Genomic DNA, 23,952 nt, shown 5'->3' with positions numbered 1-23,952 from the left:
GTAACAGATCCCCCTAACTATCTGATAAAAATGTGTCAGATGTCAGGTCACAAAGGATGTGCCTGCGCCAGTGAGTGAGGAGAGGATCAGGTGAAGGCTAAAAAATCGGTTGTTGCCGCAACCATGAAAGATGTTGCCCTACAAGCGAATGTCTCTACGGCAACCGTATCTCGTGCATTAATGAATCCCGAAAAAGTTTCGCAAGCCACGCGCAACCGCGTCGAGCAGGCGGCGCTGGAGGTAGGTTATCTCCCGCAGCTGCAGGGACGTAACATGAAGCGCAATGAATCGCGCACCATTCTGGTCATCGTTCCGGATATCTGCGATCCCTTCTTTAGTGAAGTGATACGTGGGATTGAAGTTACCGCAGCGGCGCAGGGTTATCTGGTACTGATTGGCGATTGTGCGCATCAGAATCAGCAGGAAAAAACCTTCATCGATTTAATCATCACTAAGCAGATTGACGGTATGCTGCTGCTGGGTTCTCGTCTGCCGTTCGACGCCAGCATCGAAGAGCAACGCAATCTGCCGCCGATGGTCATGGCTAACGAATTTGCTCCTGAACTGGGCCTACCAACGGTACACATCGACAACCTCACCGCCTCATTCGACGCCGTTAACTATCTGCACGAACTCGGGCATCAGCGCATTGGCTGTATCGCGGGTCCCGAAGAGATGCCGCTTTGCCATTATCGTCTGCAGGGATACGTTCAGGCGCTGCGTCGTTGTGGCATTACCGTTGACCCTCACTACATCGCTCGCGGTAACTTCACTTTTGAAGCCGGGGCTACTGCGCTCGAACAACTGCTCGCCTTACCACAGCCGCCAACCGCGGTCTTCTGTCACAGCGATATCATGGCGCTGGGCGCGCTCTCCTTTGCGAAGCGCAAAGGGCTAAAAGTCCCGGAAGATCTGTCCATCATTGGCTTCGATAACATTTCGCTGGCGGAGTTTTGCGATCCCCCGTTGACCACCGTTTCTCAGCCGCGTTTCGATATTGGCCGGGAAGCGATGCTGCTGCTGTTGAACCAGCTCAGCGGGCAGGTTGTTGATAGCGGTTCGCGTCTACTGGATTGCGAACTGGTGATCCGCGGCAGCACAAGCAAAATATGATGCAAAGCCGGGTGCTTTAGGACTTGCTTGTCTGGTCAAAGCCCCGCCGCTTAAGTAACATGTCGGGCTAACTAACGGAAAAAGACAGCGAAACGATAGTGGCACAACGAGACTATGTACGCCGCAGCCAGCAGGCACCTTCGCGGCGAAAGAACGGCGCTTCACGGAATACACGGAAAAAGCAGAATAACTTTCCGGCGGTCTCTCCTGCCATGGTGGCAATCGCGGCTGCGGTAGTGGTCGCTTTTATCGGCGGTTTATACTTCATTACGCATCACAAAAAAGAAGAGTCTGAATCGCTGCAGAACCGCCAAATAGCGGGGAATGGACTGCCGCCAAAACCGGAAGAACGCTGGCGTTACATTAAAGAGCTGGAAAGCCGCCAGCCGGGCGTCCGTGCGCCAACCGAACCGTCTGCAGGCGGGGAAGTGATCAACCCAAGTCAGCTCACCGACGAACAGCGCCAACTGTTGGCACAGATGCAGGCGGATATGCGCCAGCAGCCGACGCAGCTCACCGAAGTACCGTGGAATGAGCAAACGCCTGCGCAGCGTCAGCAAACGCTACAGCGTCAGCGTCTAGCCCAGCAGCAGGTACAGCAGCAGCAGTGGACGCAAACGCAGCCGGTACAACAGCCGCAAACCCGCGCTACTCAGCCGGTTCAGCAACCGCGTCAAACGCAAACTCAGCAGCCGGCAAAATCTACCGCCGCCAACTCGGCGTATCAGGATCTGCTGCAAACGCCTGCGCACACCACCGCTTCACAGCCAAAAACCCAGGCCGCCGCGCCGGTTGTTCGTGAAACAACGCCGCCAAAAGCGACCGAGAAAAAAGATGAACGTCGCTGGATGGTACAGTGTGGTTCATTTAAAGGCGCCGAGCAGGCTGAAACCGTCCGCGCCCAGCTGGCGTTTGAAGGTTTTGACTCCAAAATCACCACCAATAACGGCTGGAATCGTGTGGTTATCGGCCCGGTTAAAGGCAAAGACAACGCTGATAGCACCATTGCCCGCCTGAAGATGGCCGGTCACGCAAACTGCATTAGGCTCGCTTCTGGGGGTTGAAACCCCCAAAAACCCCCCCATCTATAGTTACATTCTGCCCCGTACGCGGTACGGGGCCTCTTTATTCGTAGCTGCAACAAAGGGGTCTGCTCGTGACAACAATCGTAAGTGTTCGCCGTAACGGCCACGTAGTAATCGCCGGTGATGGTCAGGCCACATTGGGCAATACCGTCATGAAGGGCAACGTGAAAAAAGTGCGTCGTCTGTACAACGACAAAGTGATCGCCGGTTTTGCGGGCGGTACTGCGGACGCCTTCACGCTGTTCGAACTGTTTGAACGTAAACTGGAAATGCACCAAGGCCATCTGGTGAAAGCCGCCGTTGAGCTGGCGAAAGACTGGCGTACCGATCGTATGCTGCGCAAGCTGGAAGCCCTGCTGGCAGTCGCGGATGAAACCGCGTCGCTTATCATCACCGGTAACGGTGACGTCGTGCAGCCTGAAAACGATCTGATTGCTATCGGTTCTGGCGGCCCGTACGCCCAAGCCGCTGCCCGCGCACTGCTGGAAAACACCGAGCTTAGCGCGCGTGAAATTGCTGAAAAGGCGTTGAATATTGCAGGCGATATCTGCATTTATACCAACCATTTCCACACCATCGAAGAATTACCGTCTAAGGCGTAAGGATCTCCCATGTCTGAAATGACCCCACGCGAAATCGTCAGCGAGCTGAACAAACACATCATCGGTCAGGACGCGGCTAAGCGCTCCGTGGCTATCGCCTTACGTAACCGCTGGCGCCGTATGCAGCTCGATGAAGAGCTGCGCCACGAAGTGACGCCAAAAAATATTCTGATGATCGGCCCAACCGGCGTCGGTAAAACCGAAATCGCCCGTCGTCTGGCCAAGCTTGCTAACGCGCCGTTCATCAAAGTTGAAGCCACCAAGTTCACCGAAGTTGGCTATGTAGGTAAAGAAGTTGATTCCATCATCCGCGATCTGACCGATTCGGCGATCAAAATGGTGCGCGTACAGTCGATTGAAAAAAATCGCTACCGTGCCGAAGAGATGGCGGAAGAGCGCATTCTCGACGTGCTGATCCCACCGGCAAAAAATAACTGGGGCCAGTCTGAACAGCCGCAGGAACCTTCTGCTGCGCGTCAGGCATTCCGCAAGAAGCTGCGCGAAGGCCAGTTGGACGACAAAGAGATTGAAATCGATCTCGCTGCTGCACCGATGGGCGTAGAAATTATGTCGCCTCCAGGTATGGAAGAGATGACCAGCCAGCTGCAGTCCATGTTCCAGAACCTGGGCGGCCAGAAGCAGAAGCCGCGTAAGCTGAAAATCAAAGACGCGATGAAACTGCTGATTGAAGAAGAAGCGGCGAAGCTGGTAAACCCGGAAGAGCTCAAGCAAGACGCTATCGATGCGGTTGAGCAGCACGGTATCGTGTTCATCGATGAGATCGATAAAATCTGTAAGCGCGGTGAATCCTCCGGCCCAGACGTCTCCCGTGAAGGCGTACAGCGCGACCTGCTGCCGCTGGTTGAAGGCTGCACCGTCTCCACCAAGCACGGTATGGTCAAAACTGACCACATCCTGTTTATTGCTTCTGGCGCATTCCAGGTGGCGAAACCGTCTGACCTGATCCCAGAACTGCAGGGTCGTCTGCCGATTCGCGTAGAGCTGCAGGCGCTGACCACCAGCGACTTCGAGCGCATTCTGACCGAGCCAGATGCGTCCGTCACCGTACAGTACAAAGCGCTAATGGCGACCGAAGGCGTGAATATCGACTTCACCGAAGACGGGATTAAACGTATCGCCAAAGCAGCATGGCAGGTTAACGAAACCACCGAGAACATCGGCGCCCGTCGCCTGCACACCGTCCTTGAGCGTCTGGTGGAAGATATCTCCTATGACGCCAGCGAGATGAGCGGCCAGAGCATCACAATTGATGCGGAATACGTGAGCAAACATCTAGATGCATTAGTCGCAGATGAAGATCTGAGCCGTTTTATCCTATAATCGCGTTCACTGCATTTTCATCTTTAATTGATGGGGCTGAAAAGCCCCATTTTTATTGGCTAATTACTATGACAAATACACCTGTAAGCCGCTCTCAGGCCTGGCTGGAAAGTCTGCGCCCCAAAACGTTACCTCTGGCCTGCGCAGCGATCATCGTTGGCACCGCGCTATCTTGGTGGCAAGGGCACTTTAACGCGGGCGTTGCCGTGCTGGCGCTTATCACCGCAAGCCTGCTGCAAATCCTTTCTAATCTCGCCAACGATTATGGCGATGCGGTGAAAGGCAGCGATAAGCCGGACCGTATCGGGCCATTGCGTGGTATGCAAAAAGGGGCGATCACCCAAGAGCAGATGAAGCGCGCGTTGATTATCACCGTCGGGCTTATCTGCATCTCTGGCCTTGCCCTGCTATTTACCGCCTCGCAGACCACCGGTGACTTTATCGGTTTCTTGGTGCTGGGTTTGTTGGCGATTATTGCCGCCATCACCTACACCGTCGGAACGCGCCCGTATGGCTACATCGGCCTTGGCGACATCTCGGTGCTGATCTTCTTCGGCTGGCTGAGCGTGATTGGCAGCTGGTACTTGCAGACGCATACCCTGAGCAGCGCCATTATTCTGCCGGCCACCGCCTGCGGCCTGCTGGCAACGGCGGTGCTTAATATCAATAACCTGCGTGACATCGACAGTGACCGGGAAAATGGTAAAAACACGCTGGCCGTGCGCTTGGGGCCGGTTAACGCTCGCCGCTACCACGTCTGCCTGCTGATGGGGACGCTGGTCTGTCTGGCGCTGTTCAACCTGCTTTCACTGCACAGTCCGTGGGGCTGGTTGTTTATCCTCAGCGCACCGCTGCTGGTGAAACAAGCGCGCTTTGTGGTACGCGAGCGCTCGCCGCTGGCGATGCCGCCAATGCTGGAACGGACGGTAAAAGGCGCGTTATTAACTAACCTGCTGTTCGTCATCGGGATTGTGCTAAGCAAGACGCTGGCTTAACTGACAAATATCAATTAACAATTGATGATTTTGCCAACAATGCGTAGAGCGCGATATACTAAAATCACTCGCAGCAACTGAGCGTTAATCCTATGAAATACGATACTTCCGAGCTTTGCGACATCTACCAAGAAGATGTCAATGTAGTGGAACCCCTGTTCTCTAACTTTGGCGGACGGCTGTCGTTCGGTGGGCAAATCATCACCGTAAAATGTTTCGAGGATAACGGGTTGCTGTACGATCTGCTCGAACAGAACGGCCGGGGCCGCATTCTGCTGGTCGATGGCGGCGGTTCTGTCCGTCGTGCGCTGATCGACGCCGACCTCGCCCGTTTAGCCACGCAAAACGAGTGGGAAGGCATTGTGGTGTACGGCGCGGTGCGTCAGGTTGATGATTTAGAAGAGCTGGATATCGGCATTCAGGCGATTGCCGCTATTCCGGTTGGCTCAGCGGGCGAAGGCGTTGGCGAAAGCGACGTGCGCGTCAATTTCGGCGGCGTGACCTTCTTCTCCGGCGACCATCTCTATGCCGATAACACCGGCATTATCCTGTCGGAAGATCCGCTGGATATCGAGTAACCCACACCAATAAAAAAGCCTTCTCATTGAGAAGGCTTTTTTTTGCTCGTCATCTGCCCGTTTCCGGGCAAGTGGCAAATTAGTACAGCTGCTTAGCGCATTCCAGCCAGTCACCTTTGAACGGACGCTTCATGCTTTCGATAGCGTCGATGATGTCATGGTGAACCAGTTTTTCGTTCTGAATACCGACGCAACGACCGCCGAAGCCCTGCTGCAGCAGTTCAATCGCATATGCGCCCATACGGGACGCTAGGATGCGGTCGTAAGGAACCGGGGAGCCGCCGCGCTGAATGTGACCCAGAACGGTTGCACGCGTCTCACGGCCCGTCTCAGCTTCAATGAAGTGCGCCAGCTCGTCGATGTCACACATGTGTTCGGTGATCGCCACAATCGCGTGTTTTTTACCTTTGGCGATGCCCGCTTTGATTTCAGAAACCAGATCGTCACGCTTGAATTCAACTTCCGGCACCACGATAAACTCACAGCCGCCTGCAATTGCTGCCGCCAGAGTCAGATCGCCGCAGTAACGCCCCATCACTTCAACAACAGAAATACGCTGGTGGGAAGAAGAAGTGTCGCGCAGACGGTCAATCGCTTCTACCACGGTGCTGAGCGCCGTAAAGAAGCCGATGGTGTAGTCGGTACCTTTGATATCGTTATCGATGGTGCCCGGCAGACCGATGCATGGGAAGCCCATTTCGGTCAGACGTACGGCGCCCATGTAAGAACCGTCACCGCCGATAACAACCAGTGCATCAATACCGCGTTTCTTCAGGTTTTCGATAGCCACTGCGCGAATGCTTTCATCGCGGAATTCCGGGAAGCGCGCGGAGCCTAGGAATGTGCCGCCACGGTTAATCATGTCGGACACGCTGTAACGGTCTAGCGGAACCATACGGTCTTCGTACAGGCCTAGGTAACCGTCATAAACACCCATGACTTCAATACCTTCCGTCAACGCCGCGCGTACAACACCGCGGATCGCGGCGTTCATGCCCGGCGCATCACCGCCACTTGTCAACACACCGATTTTCTTAATCATGACTACCTCTGAACTTAGGAATGCTAAAAATTAATTCTTCTGCCCGAAGCGCTCCCAAATATAACGGGAGAGAACGACTCTATACAGAGATAGTATATCAAGCGCTTCTTGCTGAATTGATTCAGGTCAGGCTAAACGGCGGTTATTTATACAAATAATGCCAGTCCAGCTCACGTTTTGTACAACCACTGCGAAAGTTCAAATTCCTCTGTTTCCCTGCGGGACAACAGAGCAGGGATCCTGATGAATAATCACATCGGACCCTGGGAAGCGACGCAAAATGGCCTGCTCAACCTGGTCCGCGATGTAATGCGCTTGAACCAGAGGCAGGTTATCTTCCATTTCCAGATGGATCTGAATAAAGCGGGTCGGCCCTGACTGCCGCGTTCGGAGATCGTGAGCACCGCTTACGCCAGGCCAGGCGTTCACGATGTCGAAAATTTCCTGTCGTTCTTCATCGGGCAACGCACGGTCTAATAACGATTGAACCGCTTCGTACCCCATGCGTAGCGCGCTATATAGAATATAGATGCCAATCCCTAATGCAAACAGCGCATCCGCACGATGCCAGCCGTACCAGGAGAGGCCAAGTGCAACAAGAATCGCACCGTTCATCATAACATCAGACTGATAATGAAGCATATCAGCACGTACGGCCTGACTTTGCGTTCTTCTTACCACCCAACGCTGAAACGTAACAAGAACCAATGTGCTAATGAGCGCAATCACCGTAACTATTACGCCAATGCCAGGCTGGCTCATTGGCGTAGGCCGAGCCAAATGCTGAAAGCCGGTTAAAAACAGGAACAATGCCGATCCTGAAATGAACATACTTTGCGCCAGCGCCGCCAGCGATTCGGCTTTTCCGTGGCCGAAAGTATGCTCTTCATCCGCCGGCTGCAATGAGTAACGCACCACTAGCAGGTTGGTCAGCGAGGCGGCGATATCCACCAAAGAATCCACCAATGCCGCCAGAATACTGACCGAACCGGTGTACCACCACGCAAAAATTTTTATCACCAGCAGCAGCGATGCCATCACCGTTGCCGCAATCGCCGCACGACTGACCAGTCGGCCATAAGTTTGATTCATAAACACTCCCGCCTTCAGATCTGCGTAGTATAGCGGAATGTATGAGGGGTGCGCGGTGACGAATTTAAGACAAAAAAAACCCCCACATCATGTGGGGGAAGACAGGGATGGTGATTTATTTATCGCCATAACCTCATGAAACAAAAGGATTTGTTTCATATGATGTCCACACATCGTCCACATCGAAAAAAAGCCCCGCGTCTGCGGGGCCTTCATTATATCGCTAAATTTAGCTGATCGCGTCCGTAATGCGAGGCAGGAAAAACACCGGCAGGGATAAAATCAGGGGATAACTCTTCGCGGCGCTCACGTTTAGTGACTATCTTTTCAACGCTGTTAAGCGTGGTGAATGACAATCCGCATTCCATGTTCTGGCACTGGTGATACTGCCTGTATATGGTTTGCTCTTCGTTTAGTGGCTTACTGGTACGTGTGCGGGCCGTAGCGCCGCAATGTGGGCATCTGAACATAATGGTGACTCCCCTGGGGAGTTGAACTCATCGCCATTCTATTCAGTTTCTGCGATCCAGTCAGATATTTTTGCTTCAAAGTTAAGCTGTGTAGTAAATCCATTGCTATCAACGTCATGCTGTACCTTGCTGATTATCCAGTCCTGGGCGTCAATATCTGCCTTAAAACCGGTCACCGTCGAATGCATTTCCGGGTACAACTCCGCACGCCCGCGCGCCAGGGTGATCGAAAACTCCGCCGCGCCGCGCTGTAACTGCTGCCACTTTGCCGCCGCTGCGCGCCTGGCGGCTTCTTCGTTCTGGAAGGTTTTACGCATAATAAAAACGTTACCTTCAGCGCCTTCAATGTAGTCACCTTCCCTGCTGCTGCTCTTATCCTTTTTTTTCGTTGTAGCACGGCGATGAACGCTAACCTTTTTCTTTTTCCCGTAGTTCAGATCAAGCCAGTACGCGCGGACGCCGGTATAAGCGTCACGATCAGCAACCCGGAAGCGGTGCCGGTCTCCACTGCTGCGAGTGATGGCAATCGACGGAATAGCCTTCCCTGATGCAGTGAAACCACCACCCGGCACGATAAACAGCAGACTTCCATTTTTTACCGTGGCGATGGCCCCTAACATTTCCGCCATTCTGGTCAGAAATGACATATCGCTTTCCTGAGTCTGATCGGCATGGTCAATTTCCACATCCATCAACATATCGCTGATTTGCGGCATCAGGTCATACCGTTTTGCGATAGCAGACACAACCCGCTCCACAGTCACATCATGCCAGGAGACTTCACGCTTAACGTTAAACTCTTCTCTGAAATCTGCACTTCTGGCGGTCACGGTGATACGGTCGGGCGGCCCGTCGTGCGCCACTTCATCAACCGTGTAGATGCCCTTATAAACCAGCGCTTCACCCATCCACCCCAGCCAAAAAGACAACTCAGCGCCACGCGGCGGAAGAGCAACGCTTCCATCAGTGTCATCCAGCTCTAATGTCAGCTGATCGGCGTCAAAACCCCGGTTGTCCGTCAGGCTGATGGATATCACGCGATCTGATAATTCTGTTAACACCTTCCCGCCTTGCCGGACGCTGAATGCTGGTATTTTTAACGCCTCAGTCAGGATGTCATCGACACCGCCAGCCGCGCCCGAAATCATACTGCTGATCACTGAAACACTCATATACCCTCCCGTTTTGCTGAATAATTCCACGCGGGCGCGCGTGGGAGAATTCGTTTTAGTTGTCAGAGAGATAGCACAACCAGAAAGGCGTGAAGCCGTTACGTCAATCAGCAATCATGGTGGCGAACTCAACAAAACGTAATGGTGACAAACATGTCTGAGACACGTTTTCACGGTGCTCGCACCAAAGAAGAAACCGACATCACGAGGGTAATTAACGACATTGACTCCAGCGTCATTGGCGTGATTGTCGTCGCTGATGACGCAGACGAAGACGCTTTCCCACTTAACATCCCAACGCTTATCACGCGGCCTCAGTCGATGCTCGGCAAGGCAGGGAAAACAGGGACGTTGTACAAAACACTGAAAGCTATTTCAGACCAGGCAAGCGCGAAAATCATTGTTGTTCGTGTTGCCACGGCTAAACCGCCGGAGGAAGGGAAAACAGCGGAAACACAGTCGCAGTTGATTATTGGTGGCTCTGATGCTGACGGTAACTACACCGGCATGTATGCGCTACTGACCGCCGAACAAAAAACGGGATATCGCCCGCGCGTCCTGGCAGTGCCGGAATACGATACCGAAGAAGTAACATCACAGCTTTGCGTGATCGCCAAACAGCTTCGCGCCTTTGTTTATGCTGGCTGTAACGGCTGCAACACACTGGCAGAGGCCCGGCAATATCGTGAAACCTTCGCATCACGTGAACTCATGCTGATCTGGCCTAACTACATTGCCTATAACCAGGTGTCTGGGGCAAATGAAGAGTTTCCCGCCCCAGCCTATGCGGTAGGGCTGCGCGCGTTTATTGACAACCAATACGGCTGGCATCGCTCTCTGTCTAACATCGCCGTCAGTAACGTGCTTGGCATGTCGAAGGACGTTTTCTGGGCACTCCAGGCTGAAGACAGCGACGCCCAGACACTGAACAACGATGAAATCACCACCATCATCAAGCGTAACGGCTTCCGCTTCTGGGGCAACCGTACCACTGACACCAATGAATTTACTTTTGAGGTGTACACCCGTACGGCGCAAATCCTAGCGGACACCATCGCAGAGGCACAGTTTGAAACCGTTGACGGGCCACTTACCCCAACCAACGTGAAAGACGTGGTGAGTGCAATTAACAAGAAACTCAGCGCACTTGTGACCGCTGGCAAGCTGCTTGGCGCGGAGGCGTGGTTTGACATTGTGGACAACCCGACCGCAAACCTGATTCAGGGAAAAGTGGCGATCCGTTACAAGTACACGCCAGTGCCGCCAATGGAAGATTTAACGCTGATCCAGACGTTCACCGATGAATATTTTGAAGGCGCGTTTTCGTCTCTGGGGAGTAACTAAATGGCGATTCCAGCAAAATTGCGGCTGTTCACCTGCTTCGTGAATAGCGTAAACAATATCGGCAAAGTGACATCTGTGACGCTGCCAAAACTGACCCGGAAAACGGAAGACTACCAGGGCGGCGGCATGATTGGTTCCGTTGCCGTCGATCTCGGACTGGATAGCGGCGCACTTGATGCAACGATGGTTGTTGGCGGTCTGGTTCAGGCACTGCTTCTGGAGTACGGCGGCGATCTGGACGGTACGCTAATCCGCTTTACAGGGGAGTATTACACGTCTGGCGAGAGCCAGATCGTTGATGTGGAAATGCGCGGCAAGTTCACTGAAATCGACGGCGGCGAAAGCAAACAGGGTGAAGACACATCCGTGACCTACGCCATTAAAAACACGTACTACAAGCTGTCAATTGACGATAAACCCCTATGGGAAATCGACCTGCTGAACTTCGTGTACAAACGCAACGGCGAAAATATTTATCCTTCCCGCGTGATGTCTGCGCTTGGCATGGGTAGCTAACAACCACTACAGGCGCGGCATCGTGGTGATGCCGCCCGGAGATTAAAACGATGACCGAACAAAACACCGTAACACTGACCCGCCCGATTACCCGCGACGGCAACGAAATCAAAACCATCACGATCACTGACGAAGTAAAACAGGCTGGCACCCTGCGCGGCCTTCGCCTGGTGAACGTCATGAATATGGACGTGGACAGCATCAGCACCCTGTTAACCCGCTGCACCTCCCCACGCCTGAAGCTCAAAGAAATCAGCGAAATGGAAACGTCTGACTTTGTTGAACTTTGTGAGGTGCTAACGCCTTTTTTAGCACCGAAGGAGCCTGGCACGAAGAGCGAGACGGAGACGGAGAGCGAGTAATCGCACCCCACTTTGACCTGATCGATGATCTGGTTGCTGACATTGCAGTTATTTTCAACTGGCCGCCCTCAGAGGTTTTCACTATGTCCCTGAGTGAGGTGATAGCCTGGCGTGAACGGGCGGCTATCCGAAGCGGAAACAGTGAAGATGAAAGACCTTAATATTCGCGTTGCCTTCAGTGCGATTGATAAGTTAACCCGCCCGGTAAATGCCGCCCGCAACTCAGTGGGCGGCTTATCAGAATCCCTCAAAAAGACACAGTCCTCTATCAAGGATCTGGAAACGCAATCCCAGGCATTCAACCGCCTGAATGAGCGCGTTAAAAAGACATCCCAGCAACTCGCCACAACACAGCGCGCTTTTGACGGCCTGAATAAAGCCCAGAAGACCGGCACCGTTCTGACCGACGCACAGCGCGAGCGCATGACAGCGCTGGCGGCAAAACTTGATCGCCTGAATGCCAGCCGGTCACAGGAAACCGCAAAACTCCAGCAAGCATCCCAGGCACTGCGCGCGCACGGCGTCTCGCTGGCTGGCGGTGATCGCACAATTCAAAGCGCCATCAGACGCACTGAGCAATACAACCAGACGCTTGAGAGAGAACGGCGACAACTTGCCGCCGTGACCAATGCGCGCGCCCGTTACGACCGACTGAGCACCACAGCGGGCAAATTACGCTCCGGCGGCGCAATGGCAGTTGGCGCAAGCGCGGGGGCGGGTTACGCCGCCGGACGCTTCCTGGCCCCTGCTGTTGGTTTTGATGAGGAAATGTCGCGCGTAGGCGCACTGACCCGCCTGGACAAAGGCGATGAACAATTTGCCGCCCTCCGCGCCCAGGCCAAAAAACTGGGCGCTGAAACCGCATTTACCACGCGAGACGCCGCCAGCGGGCAAGCCTTCTTAGCAATGGCTGGCTTTACACCACAGTCAATTCAGGCCGCGTTGCCTGGCGTTCTGAATATGGCGCTAGCCGGTGGCATGGATCTGGGTGAATCCGCTGATATCGGTTCAAACATCCTGACCCAATTCAAGCTGTCATCAGATCAGATGGACAGGGTTGGCGATACGTTAACCGCCGCTTTTACCCGTACCAATACCGACCTGCGCGCCCTGGGTGACACAATGAAATACGCGGGGCCGGTGGCGGCTAATCTGGGGATTAGCCTTGAACAGGCTTCAGCGATGGCGGGTATGCTTGCCAATAACGGTCTGCGCGGCAGTGACGCGGGTACAGCATTGCGTTCCAGCCTATCCCGTCTTGCCTCACCACCAAAAGCCGCCGCTGATGCCCTGAAAGAGCTAGGCGTGTCGGTTGCCGACGCCAACGGGAAAATGCGCCCGATGGAAACGGTACTGTTAGACCTTTTCAAAGCCACGCAGAAATACGGGCAGGTTGATCAGGTATCTTTCTTCAAAAATATCGCCGGTGAAGAGGCCTTTGTGGGCCTTCAGACACTGGTACAGGCAGCAGGTTCGGGAGAACTACAAAAGCTCACAAAAGAACTTCAGGGCGCTGCCGGTGAATCCGCTACCGTCGCAAAAAAAATGGCTGACAACCTCGGCGGCGATCTGAAAGAACTCGACAGCGCCTGGGAAGCATTCCGCATCCAGATTGAAGAACTGGCGGACGGCGCACTGCGAAAACTCACCCAGACACTGACCGGCACGATCGGCGTGATGACTGAATGGGCGAATAAGAATCCGCAGCTATCAAAAACCCTTCTGGCTGTTGGCGGCAGCGCGCTGGCCCTCACCGCCGGGATTGGCGCAACGTCCCTGGCTATTGGCTTACTTCTGGGGCCACTGGCAAAACTTCAACTCGGCTTTACCCTGCTAACCAGCGGGAGCGGGCTGGGTGGCGCGGTGACACTGTTCAGCCGCATGTCTGGCGTTATATCCGGGCCGCTTGGCGGTGTCCGGGGCTGGGGCATCGTCTTCAGTAGCATGACCGGCAACGCCGGGAAACTGGCTGGCGCGCTTGCCCCATTGCGCGGGCTGCTTGCCGCCGCGTTTATCTCGCCAGGTGCCGCCCTGGGCGGAATTGTAAAAGGGCTTGGTAGTCTACTGCTCCGCCTGACCGGCATACCGGCAATCATGGGGATCGCTAGTTCGGCCCTCTCAATGCTCGGCGGCACGCTATCATTGCTGTTAAGTCCGATCGGGCTGATTGGCGCGGCCTTCATTGCCACAGGGTTGCTTATATGGCGATTCTGGGAGCCGATCAAAGCCTTCTTTGCGGGCTTCTTTGCCGGTGTGATGCAGGCGCTTACACCGTTCCGGGATGCCTTTGCCGGGCTGGCCCCCGTCTTTGATGTGATCTCGAATGCCGTTTCACAATTGTGGCAGTGGTTCAGCAACCTGCTTTCACCAATGACGACCAGCAAAGAGACGCTTGATAAATGCGCAAGCGCTGGGGAGACATTCGGCAAAGTGTTTGGCTTGGCAATTCAGGGGTTAATGTTGCCTCTGACCGGGCTAGCCAAAATGGTTGGATGGATACTTGAAAAGCTGGGGCTGATTCCGTCCGGGATTGAAGCAGCAAAAGCAAAAGCTGAGAAGTTACAGAAGGAACTAACACCGGCAGGATTGGCTATGCTGCAGGACAAAGTTGGCGCGCTCACTGGTGATGTAAAAGCGGTGACCGCACCACCTATCGCACCGCCATCACCGGTGATTGCCGCAGATACAGGAACACAACGACGCTTACAGAAAATTGCCGACAACACCGGCGGGATGCTGGATGAAACCAAAAAACGGATCGGCCCCGGCGATATCGTGTTTAAAAACCTGCCCCGCGCATTAGCCGTCCACGGCGCATGGCAGGAAGCACAATCAACCCAAGGCGCTAACCTGACCCAACTGAGCGGGCGACCGGTTATCGCAGCGGCATCAGCCCCGATTAAACCGGCGGCTGAAATACAGGCTATTGGCGGACAATCCAGTAAACAAATCAGCAGATCGGCGCAAAACACCACGCCTGATGAAATGCATATTCACATTCATATGCACGGCAATTTCAGCAACGACGCCCGCGACATTGCGCGCATGACCGCCGACGCAGTACAGGCAGAATTTAATAAGCGCTTCCGCTCACGTAGCAGCTTCAGTGACAATGAATAGGAGAGCAAAACAATGATGATGGTTTACGGAATGTTCGTCTTTGAGTTAAAAACCGTTCCCCACCAACAGTTACAGCAGTCTAAGACCTGGCGGCATGTGAAGAACGAACGCATAAACCGATCGGCAAAGTGGCAATACATTGGCGCGGGTGATGATCAAATCACCCTATCCGGCGTTTTGTACCCATCAGTGACCGGCGGCAAGGTGAGTCTAACTGTGCTCGATACACAGGCATACACCGGACGCCCCTGGCCTCTTATCAGCGGCACCGGGCGGATCTATGGCATGTATTCGATAACACAGCTTCAGACCACCGATACTGAATTTGACCAGTATGGGGAGCCGAAGAAAATAGAGTTTACGATCACGTTTCAAAGGCAGGATGAAGACCTGCGCGAAAGCCTCCAGTCTTCATCAGTGAGTGATTTACTCGGCAACCTGCAAAACACAGCCAACTCAGCACTGAATAATATCAGCGCCGCTGCATCAAGCCTATTCTAAACAACTGCATTACTGGCTTTCATTTCCCCGTCTCAACCTTCACAGTGGCGGGGAATTTTTTATATAACGTCGATATCCCGACATCAAAAAGCAAGGCAACCCGCTGGCGAGTCTCACCGGCAGCAATCAACCGCCCCGCTTGCGCCCATTGATCATCAGATAGCTTTGGGCGACGCCCGCCAATCCTCCCCTGTTCCCTAGCAGTCTTCAGGCCCGCTCGCGTCCTCTCAACAATCAATTCACGCTCCATTTCAGCCAGCGCCCCATAACATGAAAGAAAAAGCGCCCCATCGGGGTTGATGTATCAATGCTATCTGTCAGGCTTTGGAAATTTACCGATCGCTGGCGCAACTCCTCCACAAGTACAACCAGGTGCCGCATACTGCGCCCAAGCCGATCCAGCTTCCACACAACAAGCGTATCCCCCGGAGACAGGTTTTTTAATAGCTTCTTAAGCCCCGGCCTATCTGATGTTTTACCACTGATTTTATCCTCAAATATCAGCTTACATCCCGACCGTTCCAGCGCGTCACGCTGTAATGCGGTGTTTTGGTCATTTGTTGATACGCGCACATAGCCAATCTGCATCGACTTTCCCTCATGCAAAAGCCGGGATGATGCCAGTCAGGGCGCAAATTCGCATTTTCTTAAACGTTGGTTTTGGAGAAGGTGCTAACTGGGTTATGTTACCTGGAGGAATGATAATTCAGCGTGCTTATCTTGGATTTCCTGTCGGCACCAATGTAAGACACATAACTTTCCCCCGGTCGTTTACAACAACGAACTATTCCATCTCAATTAACTGGAATGATATCGGTACTGTAACAACTGAAACACAATCGCCAGCAAATGTGGCGGTTGTTCATCAAACAAAATCATTAACAGGGGCCAGCATCTGGCAGGCAGGTCCCGGGGGATTTAATGTGGACATTATAGCGGTGGGGTATTGATATGTACGTATGGAGCGCTAAAGCAAATGGCTTTTTCCCCATATCGGAGAAAGAAAAATTTGAGGTATCAGGTCTGTGGCCTGATGATGGTGTAATAGTCAGTGAGGAAGAACATAAAAAGTTATTTACGGATATTCCACCAGGAAAACAGATTGGAACACTGAATGGAAAACCAGCACTGATAGATATTCCTCAGCCGACCAAAAAGGAATTAATAGCTATTGCTGAAGTTCAAAAATCCCAATTACGGGAAAAAGCTGACAGTGAAATATCCTGGCGTCAGGATGCTGTTGATGCTGATATCGCAACTGATGAAGAAACTTCAACTCTCACCGAATGGAAGAAATACCGTGTGCTGCTGATGCGTGTTGATACTTCAACAGCACCCGATATTGAATGGCCTACGCCTCCGGCAGTTCAGGCCAGATGACATCCGGCGCGGTGCTGGTATCTGTTGCCGTCACCGCGTCAATGTAATCAAGCACGGCGTTAAGGCGGGTTGTTTCTGCCTGCGTCAGCTTCCTCCCGGCCTGCAATTTCAGTTGAATCAGACTAATGGAAGCCATTGCAGTATCAATCAGTGACTGACGCTGTGCTTCTGCCGCGTCTACTGCGGCACTATGCTGTGCCTCGGTATCCGTCACCCATTTCTCACCATCCCATTTATCGTATGGCGTTAACGGGGCGATAGTGGTTGTATTTTCAGGGTAATCACCCAGATCTGTGATTTCTTTCGATTCTCCTGTTTCGGTGCTATAGATGATTTCACCGCGATGGTCTGGCACATATTCCCATGAGTTAAAATCTGCAGAACGGCAGATTGCATAACCAGCTTTATGTGTAACTGGTGCATCTAAACAAGAACATGCCGGGATACCGACGCCAACGGCAAGATATTCTGTTGATGATGAAATGTATTCCCGTGTCGTGTTGTCATAGTTATAGACGGTAATATCACCCGCTACTGTGGCAATAAATTCACTGTTTAATTTTGCCTGTGTCATTATGCGGCCCTCACGATGAAGTTAAATGCGATACTGCGTGGACGGTTTTCGCTTGACGTGGGTACCGATAACGATAAATCAATTTTGATAGCGTTTCGCGTACTCCCCCCTCCAACCCCGATATTTTCTGATATTTCCGGCGCAGAAAATTTAACAAACGGAGCTTTAGCCACCACTGTGCTGTGCGCACCAAACCAGCCTGTAATATTTCTAATAGCATCCCCCTGAGCAGACAGAATTTCGCGCCCCGCGTCAATACCGCGCCCGTCATCCCAGCCACGAATAAACTCACCACGTAAATCTGGCAATTCATTTGTCGGATAAACTTTTGCCAGTTCCGGATACTCTTCGGCAGAAAAAGGCGCACCATTGCATTTCAGCCAGCCTGTTGGCGGAGTGACTGAAGGCCACGGAACAGGCACCCCAACCGGTAATGCAGAGCCTTCTCCCAAGCCAAGGCTTTTGAGAACATCGCCAACCAACCCGGCCTCAGCTAATTCTTTAAGGGCATTTTCAATCAACAGGTACTGACTATGCGGATTAGCAGCGGCAACGTGCTTTTTCATCGCGTTGTCTGTATAGGTTTTCACCTCAATAACAGCACTATCAACATACTGCCGGGTTGCCAGCACAACCGATGGATCAACTTTCAGGGTAACGGCGTCTGTGCTCGATACCGTGAGCATCATCCTGATAACCTGCGTACGGCCTGATCCTTCCTCTGTTGTGGCCTTGTACGTCTCCGGGCAGTTAGCCACAGCGATCAAGATACCATCAGCGTCAAAGAGTCCGATTTCACGAATCCACCACCCGCCAGAGGATTCAGGAATAATCTGTTCCGCAATAATCTGACTGGCGTTTTTATCGTCCACTGACAGCGAGTTAAGCTGGGCGCGGCGTACCTCGTTAACCAGCGCTGTCTGTGCCTGGTTTGGCGTTGGAGATATGCCGCCGCCGTCACCAACTGCGAGCGAAGTGATCTCTAACTTCTCACCCAGCGCAGCCATATTTGATAATTTTGCCGCCCCCTGATTAGTCAGCAGAGCAAAGAATTTAGCCGCCATTTGTTACCTCTAACGTATCAATAATATGAATTGCGCCCCCGGAAAAATACCCGCCACTGACTTCTACGGCTTCAGGCATATAGGGATAAATAGTCATCACGTCACCGCCATAACACCCGGCGTGGGCGTATACCTCTCCCTTAGCCTGCATACTGATTGCAAGACCGGTCAGGTGGCGTGAACATGGTTTTGCATCAGCGATCAGGCGCTCAAGCTCGAGATAGGTTTCTTCTGTAATCCCTGAGTCAGAAACGCCAATTTCAAGTTGAAATGTTCCCCGCTCGCCTCCGTTCTGCCACCATTCAACGACTTTTATCAGGAAGCCGAACGGTTCAACGACACGGCGCAGCGCCGCAATAGTTCCCTTTTGCCGGTGTACCAGCCAGGCGGATTTAATCACCTGTCGCTTTGTCTGTTCTGACCAGCCTTTATCCCAGCGATCAACCGATAACGCCCAGGCCAGATAAGGCAGTAAAGCAACCGGGCATTCATCAGGGTTCCACAGCGTTTTCAGGTCTACGGGTAAATCACTCACGCGCCAGGTTGCGGCCTCGGCACCGCGCATAAAATCACTGGCTGAAGGTGGCAACAGACTGTTATTCATCGGTTCCGCCTCTCGTGATGGTGACCGAAGCGCACCGCGCCGCCTGTGTATCGCTGATAATCAGCCGTTCAGGTAAATCCAGTTCCACACGCTGCACGCCCTGCACGTGTAACGCCGCCAGAATTGCAGACCTGGCAACATCAAGCCCGATCCGCCATTGGCTTTTGAGCCACTTCTGCAACGACGCCTCAGCAGCGTTCACAATGGGTTCTGACTCTGGGCCAGGGTAGAGATACAGCGTTGCATTGATGTCATAACTGATAATCTCAGCGCTCTGGACTGTCAGCCGGTCACCAACGGGGCGAATACTCTCGTCTGATAACTTTGCATTGACCGTTGCGATCAGCTCGTCTGAAGCCGTTCCGTCACCCTCAGCAGAGAGCACAGAAACGACAACTTCAGCCGGTGCCGGACTTGACGCCTTAACATCAGCAACTTTCCCCGATGCGCTTTTAGCAAAATATTCATAAGCGCCGGTAGGCCCAGCAACGCTTAACCCTTCAAATGCCGATTGTGCCCGTAAGCGCAGCGCGGCATCACTTTCCATTACCGCATCTGTTGTATCTGTCGCCTCCGTAACCACTAGGCGAACTGTGTTGTTATTGGCAACCAGGTTATCCAGATTGCCGCCGTTGGCGTGACTCAACATACAAGCGCCAGCACCGTCATTGATCGTTTGTCGAAACATCAATTCACGGTAGGAAAACACCTGAGCGATCACGGTCAGGGGTTCTGACTCCAGCGCCATTGCCGCCGCTATTGCCGGTTGTTTTTCTTCCGGGTATGCGGCAATGATCATCGCCATGACATCACTCAGAATGGTTTCATAATCCAGCGTCGCGATAATCTCCGGCGGTGGAAGTTCAGATAAATCAACCGTTGCCATTGCCTGACTCCTTCACTTTTACCGCGCCGCTTACCGGCTGCATTGTTGTGGTAACCAATCCGCTTAACTCAACCGTCACGGCCCCGGCGTCTGAATACGTAATATCGACCTGGTTAAGTGCTATCCGTGGTTCCCATTGCGTCAGCGCAATCACCGTGGCGCTCATTAGCTGAAGGCGTGTTGTCTCGTTTTTCGGCGCGTCCAGCAAATCAGGTAACAAACTGCCGTAGGCGCGGCGCATGACGCGTGACCCCAGCGGCGTCAGCAAGACATCTTTCACGGATTGCCACAGGTGATCGCTATCTGAAACCGTCCCTGTGCCGCCCTGGTTCATTCCCGTATATTTCGCCGTCACTATTTAATACCCTCCGTCCATGCATCGCCGCGCTGCACTTTGCCGTGGTCATGATCATCAACCTGGACGCCGTTTGACTTCAGTGCGCCGCCGCTGTGATTTACATCGCCGGTCATCTTGCCGCCTTCAGTGAAATCAAAGGTTTTCGCTTTCAGATGGTTGGTACATTCCACCTCTGGCACATCAAGCGTGACTTTCGTTGCTGCCTGGATAGTGGCGGTTTTCATGCCGCCGGCACTCAGTGCGCCCACCTTCGCGTCATAGCTAAATTCAGCCCCATCAGGTGCTGTGATCATCATCTGCATCAGACTGCTGGCGGGGGCGTCGTTGTCGTTGCTGTAGAGGCTACCCAGCACAACGGCTGTTTCAGGATTGCCGCCCATACATCCCAGCAAAACCTGCTCACCAAGCGATGGCGGGCACCAGAATTTAAAAGCACCGGCGCGCGTCGTCGTCCAGCGAAGCCAGGTTGTCTGCAAATCATCGCTCTGCACCCGCACACTCTTGCCATCTTCCGATATGGCAAAAACCACGCCTACGCGGAGCACGTTAGACAGGAGGCGCAACAGTTCGGCACTCATGCCCCGGCACTCCCCAGGCTGTTAATCACCGCGCTACGGATCAGCACTTCATCGGCCTTAGAAATCCCCAACAGGACACGCGGCGCATACTTCGCAAACGACCCCGGCCCCACCTGCTCACGCAACCCGTACTGATGAATGCGGGCGATACGGGCCGCCATACCGCTGTAACCCACTTCAGCCCCCTCACTGGATGACTTCGCTTTCATAAAGCGGGCGGTTCTCAGCTTTACAAACATCGGAGCTTTAACCACTTTTGGGCGCTGGCCCGCGCGGGTATTAATCTCCGTATAGCGCTCAATATCGGCACGGTAGAACGTGCGGATCTCATTACGGTCTTCATCAAATCCGGTAATAGTCCGCCCGTACTTACCGCGCCCGCTGTGCCAGTTTTTCAACCGGCGCAACTGCCCTTCCCAGATAAAAGCGATCCCCTGCTGGGTGCGCAGCGTTTTACGACGGCGTGACGGGTACTGGCTTCCGTCCGGGTTGCGCTGTGCGCGGATGCGCTGCTGCTGGCTAATCCGCAAAACCTTACCCACGGCGCGCGCTGTTCTGGCCCGCCCGCTGGATGACACGCCCGCCAGGATGTCGGCAAAATATTGATCCAGCGCGTGAACATCACCGGCATTCATTGACTGTCACTCCCCGGCGCGCTAAACATCGCGCCCCACTCCGGCACCATGCGTGGGCGTGGCTCTGGCTTATGTTCAGCAGTTAACTTTCCAGCCTCATTGCGAGACACGATCACGCGCTCGTTAATGGGCAACTCGAAGAAGAGATCGGCGGTGTCGTCGTTATTGATTGCCGTTGTGAACTTAATTTCTTTGTTCTTCTCCGGGTTCAACAACAGTTGCGGCTGTTCCTGCCACAGCCAGGCCATCAGCGGTAACGTGAAATCATCCAGATCACCGGCAAAATTCATCACAAAGAGACACAACGTATAGGCGTAAACAAAGTCAGCCGTTTCGCCGGTCGTCTCAACATGCCCGGATTCAATAAAAACGCTGAAGGCTTCAGGGTTGGCACGACACCACGGATTAGCCCTGGTGAGCGCGCTACGCAATGAGTTAATTTTCAGCATGTGGTTCCCCTCCCTTCTGGCGCGACAGGCGCAACAGATTTAGCGCCCGGATATCACTTTTATCCGCATTGCAGGTATCAAGCGCGTCATGCAACTGATCCGCCCAAATCCCAATACCACCCCACGTCACCGGCTTTTTCAGCACCGGCGTGGGCGTTTCATCGGTCAGGCTTTCCGGTATCGGCTCGTGAATCAGCCGCGTTTGCACTCTGATTTTTTCTGAGCAACCCATCACTGACAGCAACAGGAGCAAGAGCACTGGCACACGAATCATCACGCATCCCCTCAGTTATGTTTTTACGGCGTTCTTCACCCGCCTGGTTGCGTGTTTGATTCGCTTTTTTGGCCTCTGCCAGCACCGCTCGCGCATCAGCAGACAGATCACGCATTTCGCCTATCACGGCTTCACTTTCATTAAACATGCGCTGTAACTTCTGTTCGTTGTCATCCGCCACGTCGCTTGTATATCCCCGGTAATACCCGGCCCCGTAAGTAAGAGCGGTTAGCACCAAACCCCATAAAATTGATTTCATTGCGCCCCCGCATCCATCCTGCACCACGCCTGAAAGTCAGTGCGCCGATTGACCAGCCCTTGCGACCGCTTACCGGCACTGTTTACAAAGTCAGTTAGACGATCACAGACGCCGCCCCAGTTGTGAGCCTGGGCATTTTTCCAGATGGTTGTGCGCTGTTTGCGACCCTGCTTATCGGTAAACCACATCAAGCCCGTACAACCCACATTCAGCCCACCATCAACCATGCTTTCGAACACCTTTTGCGGCATCGCTTCGCCGTTGAAGTTCTGATTTACGCAGCGTTCAGAATGCTGCATATCACTAACCCACCGGCGCGCTACTTCAGCGTTGCTGTACTCGCGTTTTTCCACACTACCGGTGGAGCCGATCCCCACGGTCAACACTCCGGCGGTGCAGTAATAAGGCGTGTTACGGCAGTCTTCCCAGGAGGCTATTTTTTGCTGTGCTTCCGGCGACGTTCTCAGCGCATCGGGCGACATTGATAAGCCTAGAGCAACAATAACGGCGATAGAACAACGCTTAATAACCGTCTTCATCGTCACCCGCCTGGAATTGCGCCAGCCTCACCCGCTCAAAATCGGTAAGCCCCCGGCGCTCGGCCTGATCAAGAATTTGCTCAATCAGCGAGTTTCGGCGGGCCTGTGCCTTCTCCACCCGCGCACGATGTACCCAGGCGCGCCAGCCGGACAGGACACCCAAAACCAGACCGGCAACCCCCAGTTTTTCATTCCACGTCATCACACCAACACCAACGCTGATGGATGAAGAAACCCAGGTGATCCAGTCCCACAGCCGGTGAAACGAATTTAACTCCATAACTGCACCATCTCTTGTGCGGGCTGGGTATCAATGTCCGGCATTTCAACCACCTGCCCTGCGTTTAAAAAAACCTGTCCACTCAGGCCCGGATTGGCGGTCAATACTTCTTCAGTAACGCCTTTGGTTTTTCCGTAGTGCCGGTGGCATAGCTGATCCAGCGTATCGCCCTGTAACGCGGTGACCTTCATCAGCACAACTCCGCATAAACGCGCGGCTTGCGCTGGATGTCTGCAATACCCCAGCGCGCATCACGCCAGAGATCTTCGCGTTGCAAATCCAGCGCGGCGGCGTCTTTGTCGCCTTTTGGCGTGGTATCAACGTCCCGATAACCTTCAATCACCAGGGCGCGGGCAATGGAATAAACCGCGCGACGGTAGCGGTACACCTTCACGCTCTCGCCGTTTATCTCCACGGCGGGCACGTTCTTCAGCGCCTCATAGCCCAGCCCCTGCTGATTGATCTGCCACTCTTCAAGCTGCTCAATGACATGTGCAACGGCCTCAGTAGTGACGTGCATCAGTCGCGAAGTAGTGACGCCGCCGGTAATACGCGCGGCAAGGCGCAAATCCTTCAGGTTAATGACAGGCCAGAAACTTCCCGCCGTTACCGTGGAATCACCGTCATCAACATCAGTTACGTCACTGCCAGGCGGAAACGGCGTTTTTGTAGCAACCAGGCTACTCATGAGCGCTCCTCAAAAAGTCAGGAGGTGGACACGCGGTGAAAAGACCAGTTA

At 53.5% G+C, this 23,952-nt stretch carries 32 protein-coding genes and 1 pseudogene; 13 read left to right on the top strand and 20 right to left on the bottom strand.

Annotation, left to right across the window (positions count from 1 at the left end; all coding sequences use genetic code 11):
- The first annotated feature begins 90 nt into the window (after positions 1-90).
- The 6 genes from cytR to rraA all read left to right on the top strand — a co-directional run bounded on the left by cytR (position 91) and on the right by rraA (position 5,714).
- On the top strand, positions 91-1,113 hold the full coding sequence (gene cytR, locus AB4K05_RS21600; RefSeq protein ID WP_368481867.1) for a DNA-binding transcriptional regulator CytR: 1,023 nt from the start codon (positions 91-93) through the stop codon (positions 1,111-1,113).
- 98 nt (positions 1,114-1,211) lie between these two features.
- Positions 1,212-2,177 carry a cell division protein FtsN gene (gene ftsN / locus AB4K05_RS21595; protein ID WP_368481866.1) on the top strand — a complete coding sequence of 322 codons (966 nt, stop codon included), beginning with the start codon at positions 1,212-1,214 and terminating at the stop codon, positions 2,175-2,177.
- 92 nt (positions 2,178-2,269) lie between these two features.
- Positions 2,270-2,800: an ATP-dependent protease subunit HslV gene (hslV, locus tag AB4K05_RS21590; protein WP_052284220.1), complete on the top strand. Its 531-nt coding sequence runs from the start codon at positions 2,270-2,272 to the stop codon at positions 2,798-2,800.
- A 9-nt stretch (positions 2,801-2,809) separates the two neighbouring features.
- Positions 2,810-4,141, top strand: coding sequence for an HslU--HslV peptidase ATPase subunit (gene hslU / locus AB4K05_RS21585; RefSeq protein ID WP_368481865.1), 1,332 nt, complete (start codon positions 2,810-2,812; stop codon positions 4,139-4,141).
- 68 nt (positions 4,142-4,209) lie between these two features.
- On the top strand, positions 4,210-5,136 hold the full coding sequence (menA, locus tag AB4K05_RS21580) for a 1,4-dihydroxy-2-naphthoate polyprenyltransferase (protein ID WP_368481864.1): 927 nt from the start codon (positions 4,210-4,212) through the stop codon (positions 5,134-5,136).
- 92 nt (positions 5,137-5,228) lie between these two features.
- Positions 5,229-5,714, top strand: coding sequence for a ribonuclease E activity regulator RraA (rraA, locus tag AB4K05_RS21575; RefSeq protein ID WP_368481863.1), 486 nt, complete (start codon positions 5,229-5,231; stop codon positions 5,712-5,714).
- Between the two features lie 79 nt (positions 5,715-5,793).
- Here the strand turns inward: rraA and pfkA are convergent, their stop codons facing one another.
- The 4 genes from pfkA to AB4K05_RS21555 all read right to left on the bottom strand — a co-directional run bounded on the left by pfkA (position 5,794) and on the right by AB4K05_RS21555 (position 9,466).
- Positions 5,794-6,756 (bottom strand): 6-phosphofructokinase, encoded by a 963-nt coding sequence (gene pfkA / locus AB4K05_RS21570; protein ID WP_368481862.1) that lies wholly within the window; start codon positions 6,754-6,756, stop codon positions 5,794-5,796.
- A 198-nt stretch (positions 6,757-6,954) separates the two neighbouring features.
- On the bottom strand, positions 6,955-7,848 hold the full coding sequence (gene fieF / locus AB4K05_RS21565; RefSeq protein ID WP_368481861.1) for a CDF family cation-efflux transporter FieF: 894 nt from the start codon (positions 7,846-7,848) through the stop codon (positions 6,955-6,957).
- 215 nt (positions 7,849-8,063) lie between these two features.
- Positions 8,064-8,318, bottom strand: coding sequence for an ogr/Delta-like zinc finger family protein (locus AB4K05_RS21560; RefSeq protein ID WP_032174455.1), 255 nt, complete (start codon positions 8,316-8,318; stop codon positions 8,064-8,066).
- 38 nt (positions 8,319-8,356) lie between these two features.
- The gene (locus tag AB4K05_RS21555; protein WP_368481905.1) at positions 8,357-9,466 is read right to left on the bottom strand and encodes a phage late control D family protein; all 1,110 of its coding nucleotides are present in this window, start codon (positions 9,464-9,466) and stop codon (positions 8,357-8,359) included.
- 177 nt (positions 9,467-9,643) lie between these two features.
- Between AB4K05_RS21555 and AB4K05_RS21550 the strand changes: the two genes are divergently transcribed.
- From AB4K05_RS21550 to AB4K05_RS21525, 6 genes are read left to right on the top strand one after another with little or no spacing between them, the layout of a single operon-like run.
- Entirely contained in the window at positions 9,644-10,834 is a 1,191-nt protein-coding gene (locus tag AB4K05_RS21550) for a phage tail sheath family protein (RefSeq protein WP_032174454.1), read from the top strand.
- Positions 10,835-11,350: a phage major tail tube protein gene (locus AB4K05_RS21545; protein WP_368481860.1), complete on the top strand. Its 516-nt coding sequence runs from the start codon at positions 10,835-10,837 to the stop codon at positions 11,348-11,350. It begins immediately after the preceding gene.
- A 50-nt stretch (positions 11,351-11,400) separates the two neighbouring features.
- Positions 11,401-11,712 carry a phage tail assembly protein gene (locus tag AB4K05_RS21540; RefSeq protein WP_368481859.1) on the top strand — a complete coding sequence of 104 codons (312 nt, stop codon included), beginning with the start codon at positions 11,401-11,403 and terminating at the stop codon, positions 11,710-11,712.
- A complete protein-coding gene (locus tag AB4K05_RS21535) occupies positions 11,712-11,873 on the top strand; it encodes a GpE family phage tail protein (protein WP_032174462.1) in 162 nt (53 codons plus the stop codon). Before AB4K05_RS21540 ends, AB4K05_RS21535 begins: the two co-directional genes overlap by 1 nt.
- A complete protein-coding gene (locus AB4K05_RS21530) occupies positions 11,860-14,832 on the top strand; it encodes a phage tail tape measure protein (protein WP_368481858.1) in 2,973 nt (990 codons plus the stop codon). Before AB4K05_RS21535 ends, AB4K05_RS21530 begins: the two co-directional genes overlap by 14 nt.
- A gap of 12 nt (positions 14,833-14,844) precedes the next feature.
- Complete coding sequence (locus AB4K05_RS21525) at positions 14,845-15,333, top strand: phage tail protein (RefSeq protein WP_032174450.1); 489 nt, start codon at positions 14,845-14,847, stop codon at positions 15,331-15,333.
- 19 nt (positions 15,334-15,352) lie between these two features.
- Here the strand turns inward: AB4K05_RS21525 and AB4K05_RS21520 are convergent, their stop codons facing one another.
- Positions 15,353-15,583, bottom strand: coding sequence for a helix-turn-helix domain-containing protein (locus AB4K05_RS21520; RefSeq protein WP_368481904.1), 231 nt, complete (start codon positions 15,581-15,583; stop codon positions 15,353-15,355).
- Positions 15,578-15,921: pseudogene (locus AB4K05_RS21515) on the bottom strand (recombinase family protein); the annotation flags it as partial. The pseudogene AB4K05_RS21515 and the gene AB4K05_RS21520, both read right to left, overlap by 6 nt.
- Positions 15,922-16,284: 363 nt before the next feature.
- On the opposite strand from AB4K05_RS21515, the gene AB4K05_RS21510 reads away from it, so the two are divergent.
- Positions 16,285-16,713 carry a tail fiber assembly protein gene (locus tag AB4K05_RS21510; RefSeq protein WP_368481857.1) on the top strand — a complete coding sequence of 143 codons (429 nt, stop codon included), beginning with the start codon at positions 16,285-16,287 and terminating at the stop codon, positions 16,711-16,713.
- Here the strand turns inward: AB4K05_RS21510 and AB4K05_RS21505 are convergent.
- From AB4K05_RS21505 to AB4K05_RS21440, 14 genes are read right to left on the bottom strand one after another with little or no spacing between them, the layout of a single operon-like run.
- The gene (locus AB4K05_RS21505) at positions 16,685-17,287 is read right to left on the bottom strand and encodes a tail fiber assembly protein (RefSeq protein ID WP_368481856.1); all 603 of its coding nucleotides are present in this window, start codon (positions 17,285-17,287) and stop codon (positions 16,685-16,687) included. The two genes, AB4K05_RS21510 and AB4K05_RS21505, sit on opposite strands and share 29 nt — an antisense overlap.
- Positions 17,287-18,351, bottom strand: coding sequence for a phage tail protein (locus AB4K05_RS21500; RefSeq protein WP_368481855.1), 1,065 nt, complete (start codon positions 18,349-18,351; stop codon positions 17,287-17,289). The genes AB4K05_RS21505 and AB4K05_RS21500 overlap by 1 nt, the downstream gene beginning before the upstream one ends.
- Positions 18,341-18,955, bottom strand: a complete 615-nt coding sequence (locus AB4K05_RS21495; protein WP_181540171.1) for a phage tail protein I — start codon at positions 18,953-18,955, stop codon at positions 18,341-18,343. The genes AB4K05_RS21500 and AB4K05_RS21495 overlap by 11 nt, the downstream gene beginning before the upstream one ends.
- Positions 18,948-19,841: a baseplate J/gp47 family protein gene (locus AB4K05_RS21490; RefSeq protein ID WP_247799518.1), complete on the bottom strand. Its 894-nt coding sequence runs from the start codon at positions 19,839-19,841 to the stop codon at positions 18,948-18,950. The genes AB4K05_RS21495 and AB4K05_RS21490 overlap by 8 nt, the downstream gene beginning before the upstream one ends.
- The gene (locus tag AB4K05_RS21485) at positions 19,828-20,196 is read right to left on the bottom strand and encodes a GPW/gp25 family protein (protein ID WP_181540173.1); all 369 of its coding nucleotides are present in this window, start codon (positions 20,194-20,196) and stop codon (positions 19,828-19,830) included. The genes AB4K05_RS21490 and AB4K05_RS21485 overlap by 14 nt, the downstream gene beginning before the upstream one ends.
- Positions 20,196-20,777, bottom strand: a complete 582-nt coding sequence (locus AB4K05_RS21480; RefSeq protein ID WP_368481854.1) for a phage baseplate assembly protein V — start codon at positions 20,775-20,777, stop codon at positions 20,196-20,198. Before AB4K05_RS21480 ends, AB4K05_RS21485 begins: the two co-directional genes overlap by 1 nt.
- Positions 20,774-21,412: a phage virion morphogenesis protein gene (locus tag AB4K05_RS21475; RefSeq protein ID WP_368481853.1), complete on the bottom strand. Its 639-nt coding sequence runs from the start codon at positions 21,410-21,412 to the stop codon at positions 20,774-20,776. The genes AB4K05_RS21480 and AB4K05_RS21475 overlap by 4 nt, the downstream gene beginning before the upstream one ends.
- Positions 21,409-21,861: a phage tail protein gene (locus tag AB4K05_RS21470; protein WP_368481852.1), complete on the bottom strand. Its 453-nt coding sequence runs from the start codon at positions 21,859-21,861 to the stop codon at positions 21,409-21,411. The genes AB4K05_RS21475 and AB4K05_RS21470 overlap by 4 nt, the downstream gene beginning before the upstream one ends.
- Complete coding sequence (locus tag AB4K05_RS21465) at positions 21,848-22,069, bottom strand: peptidase (protein WP_368481851.1); 222 nt, start codon at positions 22,067-22,069, stop codon at positions 21,848-21,850. Before AB4K05_RS21465 ends, AB4K05_RS21470 begins: the two co-directional genes overlap by 14 nt.
- Positions 22,020-22,394: a hypothetical protein gene (locus AB4K05_RS21460; protein WP_368481850.1), complete on the bottom strand. Its 375-nt coding sequence runs from the start codon at positions 22,392-22,394 to the stop codon at positions 22,020-22,022. Before AB4K05_RS21460 ends, AB4K05_RS21465 begins: the two co-directional genes overlap by 50 nt.
- A complete protein-coding gene (locus tag AB4K05_RS21455; RefSeq protein ID WP_368481849.1) occupies positions 22,391-22,933 on the bottom strand; it encodes a lysozyme in 543 nt (180 codons plus the stop codon). Before AB4K05_RS21455 ends, AB4K05_RS21460 begins: the two co-directional genes overlap by 4 nt.
- Positions 22,917-23,213 (bottom strand): phage tail protein, encoded by a 297-nt coding sequence (locus tag AB4K05_RS21450; RefSeq protein WP_247799510.1) that lies wholly within the window; start codon positions 23,211-23,213, stop codon positions 22,917-22,919. Before AB4K05_RS21450 ends, AB4K05_RS21455 begins: the two co-directional genes overlap by 17 nt.
- On the bottom strand, positions 23,204-23,404 hold the full coding sequence (locus tag AB4K05_RS21445; RefSeq protein WP_032237387.1) for a tail protein X: 201 nt from the start codon (positions 23,402-23,404) through the stop codon (positions 23,204-23,206). The genes AB4K05_RS21450 and AB4K05_RS21445 overlap by 10 nt, the downstream gene beginning before the upstream one ends.
- A complete protein-coding gene (locus AB4K05_RS21440) occupies positions 23,404-23,901 on the bottom strand; it encodes a head completion/stabilization protein (protein WP_032237388.1) in 498 nt (165 codons plus the stop codon). Before AB4K05_RS21440 ends, AB4K05_RS21445 begins: the two co-directional genes overlap by 1 nt.
- Between the last annotated feature and the right edge of the window lie 51 nt (positions 23,902-23,952).

It is taken from the genome of Kluyvera sp. STS39-E (genome assembly GCF_040932435.1).
Classification (GTDB): domain Bacteria; phylum Pseudomonadota; class Gammaproteobacteria; order Enterobacterales; family Enterobacteriaceae; genus Kluyvera.
This window is presented reverse-complemented; position numbering and strand designations above follow the sequence as displayed.

What these genes read in the sequence shown, in the direction of transcription:
- AB4K05_RS21545 (WP_368481860.1), top strand. Translation starts at nt 10,835, where the DNA reads ATGGCGATTCCAGCAAAATTGCGGCTGTTCACCTGCTTCGTGAATAGC.
- AB4K05_RS21510 (WP_368481857.1), top strand. Translation starts at nt 16,285, where the DNA reads ATGTACGTATGGAGCGCTAAAGCAAATGGCTTTTTCCCCATATCGGAG.
- AB4K05_RS21530 (WP_368481858.1), top strand. Translation starts at nt 11,860, where the DNA reads ATGAAAGACCTTAATATTCGCGTTGCCTTCAGTGCGATTGATAAGTTA.
- AB4K05_RS21455 (WP_368481849.1), bottom strand. Translation starts at nt 22,933, where the DNA reads ATGAAGACGGTTATTAAGCGTTGTTCTATCGCCGTTATTGTTGCTCTA.
- AB4K05_RS21440 (WP_032237388.1), bottom strand. Translation starts at nt 23,901, where the DNA reads ATGAGTAGCCTGGTTGCTACAAAAACGCCGTTTCCGCCTGGCAGTGAC.
- AB4K05_RS21540 (WP_368481859.1), top strand. Translation starts at nt 11,401, where the DNA reads ATGACCGAACAAAACACCGTAACACTGACCCGCCCGATTACCCGCGAC.
- pfkA (WP_368481862.1), bottom strand. Translation starts at nt 6,756, where the DNA reads ATGATTAAGAAAATCGGTGTGTTGACAAGTGGCGGTGATGCGCCGGGC.
- AB4K05_RS21505 (WP_368481856.1), bottom strand. Translation starts at nt 17,287, where the DNA reads ATGACACAGGCAAAATTAAACAGTGAATTTATTGCCACAGTAGCGGGT.
- AB4K05_RS21450 (WP_247799510.1), bottom strand. Translation starts at nt 23,213, where the DNA reads ATGGAGTTAAATTCGTTTCACCGGCTGTGGGACTGGATCACCTGGGTT.
- AB4K05_RS21460 (WP_368481850.1), bottom strand. Translation starts at nt 22,394, where the DNA reads ATGAAATCAATTTTATGGGGTTTGGTGCTAACCGCTCTTACTTACGGG.
- AB4K05_RS21475 (WP_368481853.1), bottom strand. Translation starts at nt 21,412, where the DNA reads ATGAATGCCGGTGATGTTCACGCGCTGGATCAATATTTTGCCGACATC.
- AB4K05_RS21445 (WP_032237387.1), bottom strand. Translation starts at nt 23,404, where the DNA reads ATGAAGGTCACCGCGTTACAGGGCGATACGCTGGATCAGCTATGCCAC.
- fieF (WP_368481861.1), bottom strand. Translation starts at nt 7,848, where the DNA reads ATGAATCAAACTTATGGCCGACTGGTCAGTCGTGCGGCGATTGCGGCA.
- AB4K05_RS21480 (WP_368481854.1), bottom strand. Translation starts at nt 20,777, where the DNA reads ATGAGTGCCGAACTGTTGCGCCTCCTGTCTAACGTGCTCCGCGTAGGC.
- AB4K05_RS21500 (WP_368481855.1), bottom strand. Translation starts at nt 18,351, where the DNA reads ATGGCGGCTAAATTCTTTGCTCTGCTGACTAATCAGGGGGCGGCAAAA.
- AB4K05_RS21470 (WP_368481852.1), bottom strand. Translation starts at nt 21,861, where the DNA reads ATGCTGAAAATTAACTCATTGCGTAGCGCGCTCACCAGGGCTAATCCG.
- AB4K05_RS21490 (WP_247799518.1), bottom strand. Translation starts at nt 19,841, where the DNA reads ATGGCAACGGTTGATTTATCTGAACTTCCACCGCCGGAGATTATCGCG.
- rraA (WP_368481863.1), top strand. Translation starts at nt 5,229, where the DNA reads ATGAAATACGATACTTCCGAGCTTTGCGACATCTACCAAGAAGATGTC.
- hslU (WP_368481865.1), top strand. Translation starts at nt 2,810, where the DNA reads ATGTCTGAAATGACCCCACGCGAAATCGTCAGCGAGCTGAACAAACAC.
- AB4K05_RS21560 (WP_032174455.1), bottom strand. Translation starts at nt 8,318, where the DNA reads ATGTTCAGATGCCCACATTGCGGCGCTACGGCCCGCACACGTACCAGT.
- AB4K05_RS21525 (WP_032174450.1), top strand. Translation starts at nt 14,845, where the DNA reads ATGATGATGGTTTACGGAATGTTCGTCTTTGAGTTAAAAACCGTTCCC.
- AB4K05_RS21550 (WP_032174454.1), top strand. Translation starts at nt 9,644, where the DNA reads ATGTCTGAGACACGTTTTCACGGTGCTCGCACCAAAGAAGAAACCGAC.
- AB4K05_RS21520 (WP_368481904.1), bottom strand. Translation starts at nt 15,583, where the DNA reads ATGGAGCGTGAATTGATTGTTGAGAGGACGCGAGCGGGCCTGAAGACT.
- AB4K05_RS21555 (WP_368481905.1), bottom strand. Translation starts at nt 9,466, where the DNA reads ATGATTTCGGGCGCGGCTGGCGGTGTCGATGACATCCTGACTGAGGCG.
- menA (WP_368481864.1), top strand. Translation starts at nt 4,210, where the DNA reads ATGACAAATACACCTGTAAGCCGCTCTCAGGCCTGGCTGGAAAGTCTG.
- AB4K05_RS21495 (WP_181540171.1), bottom strand. Translation starts at nt 18,955, where the DNA reads ATGAATAACAGTCTGTTGCCACCTTCAGCCAGTGATTTTATGCGCGGT.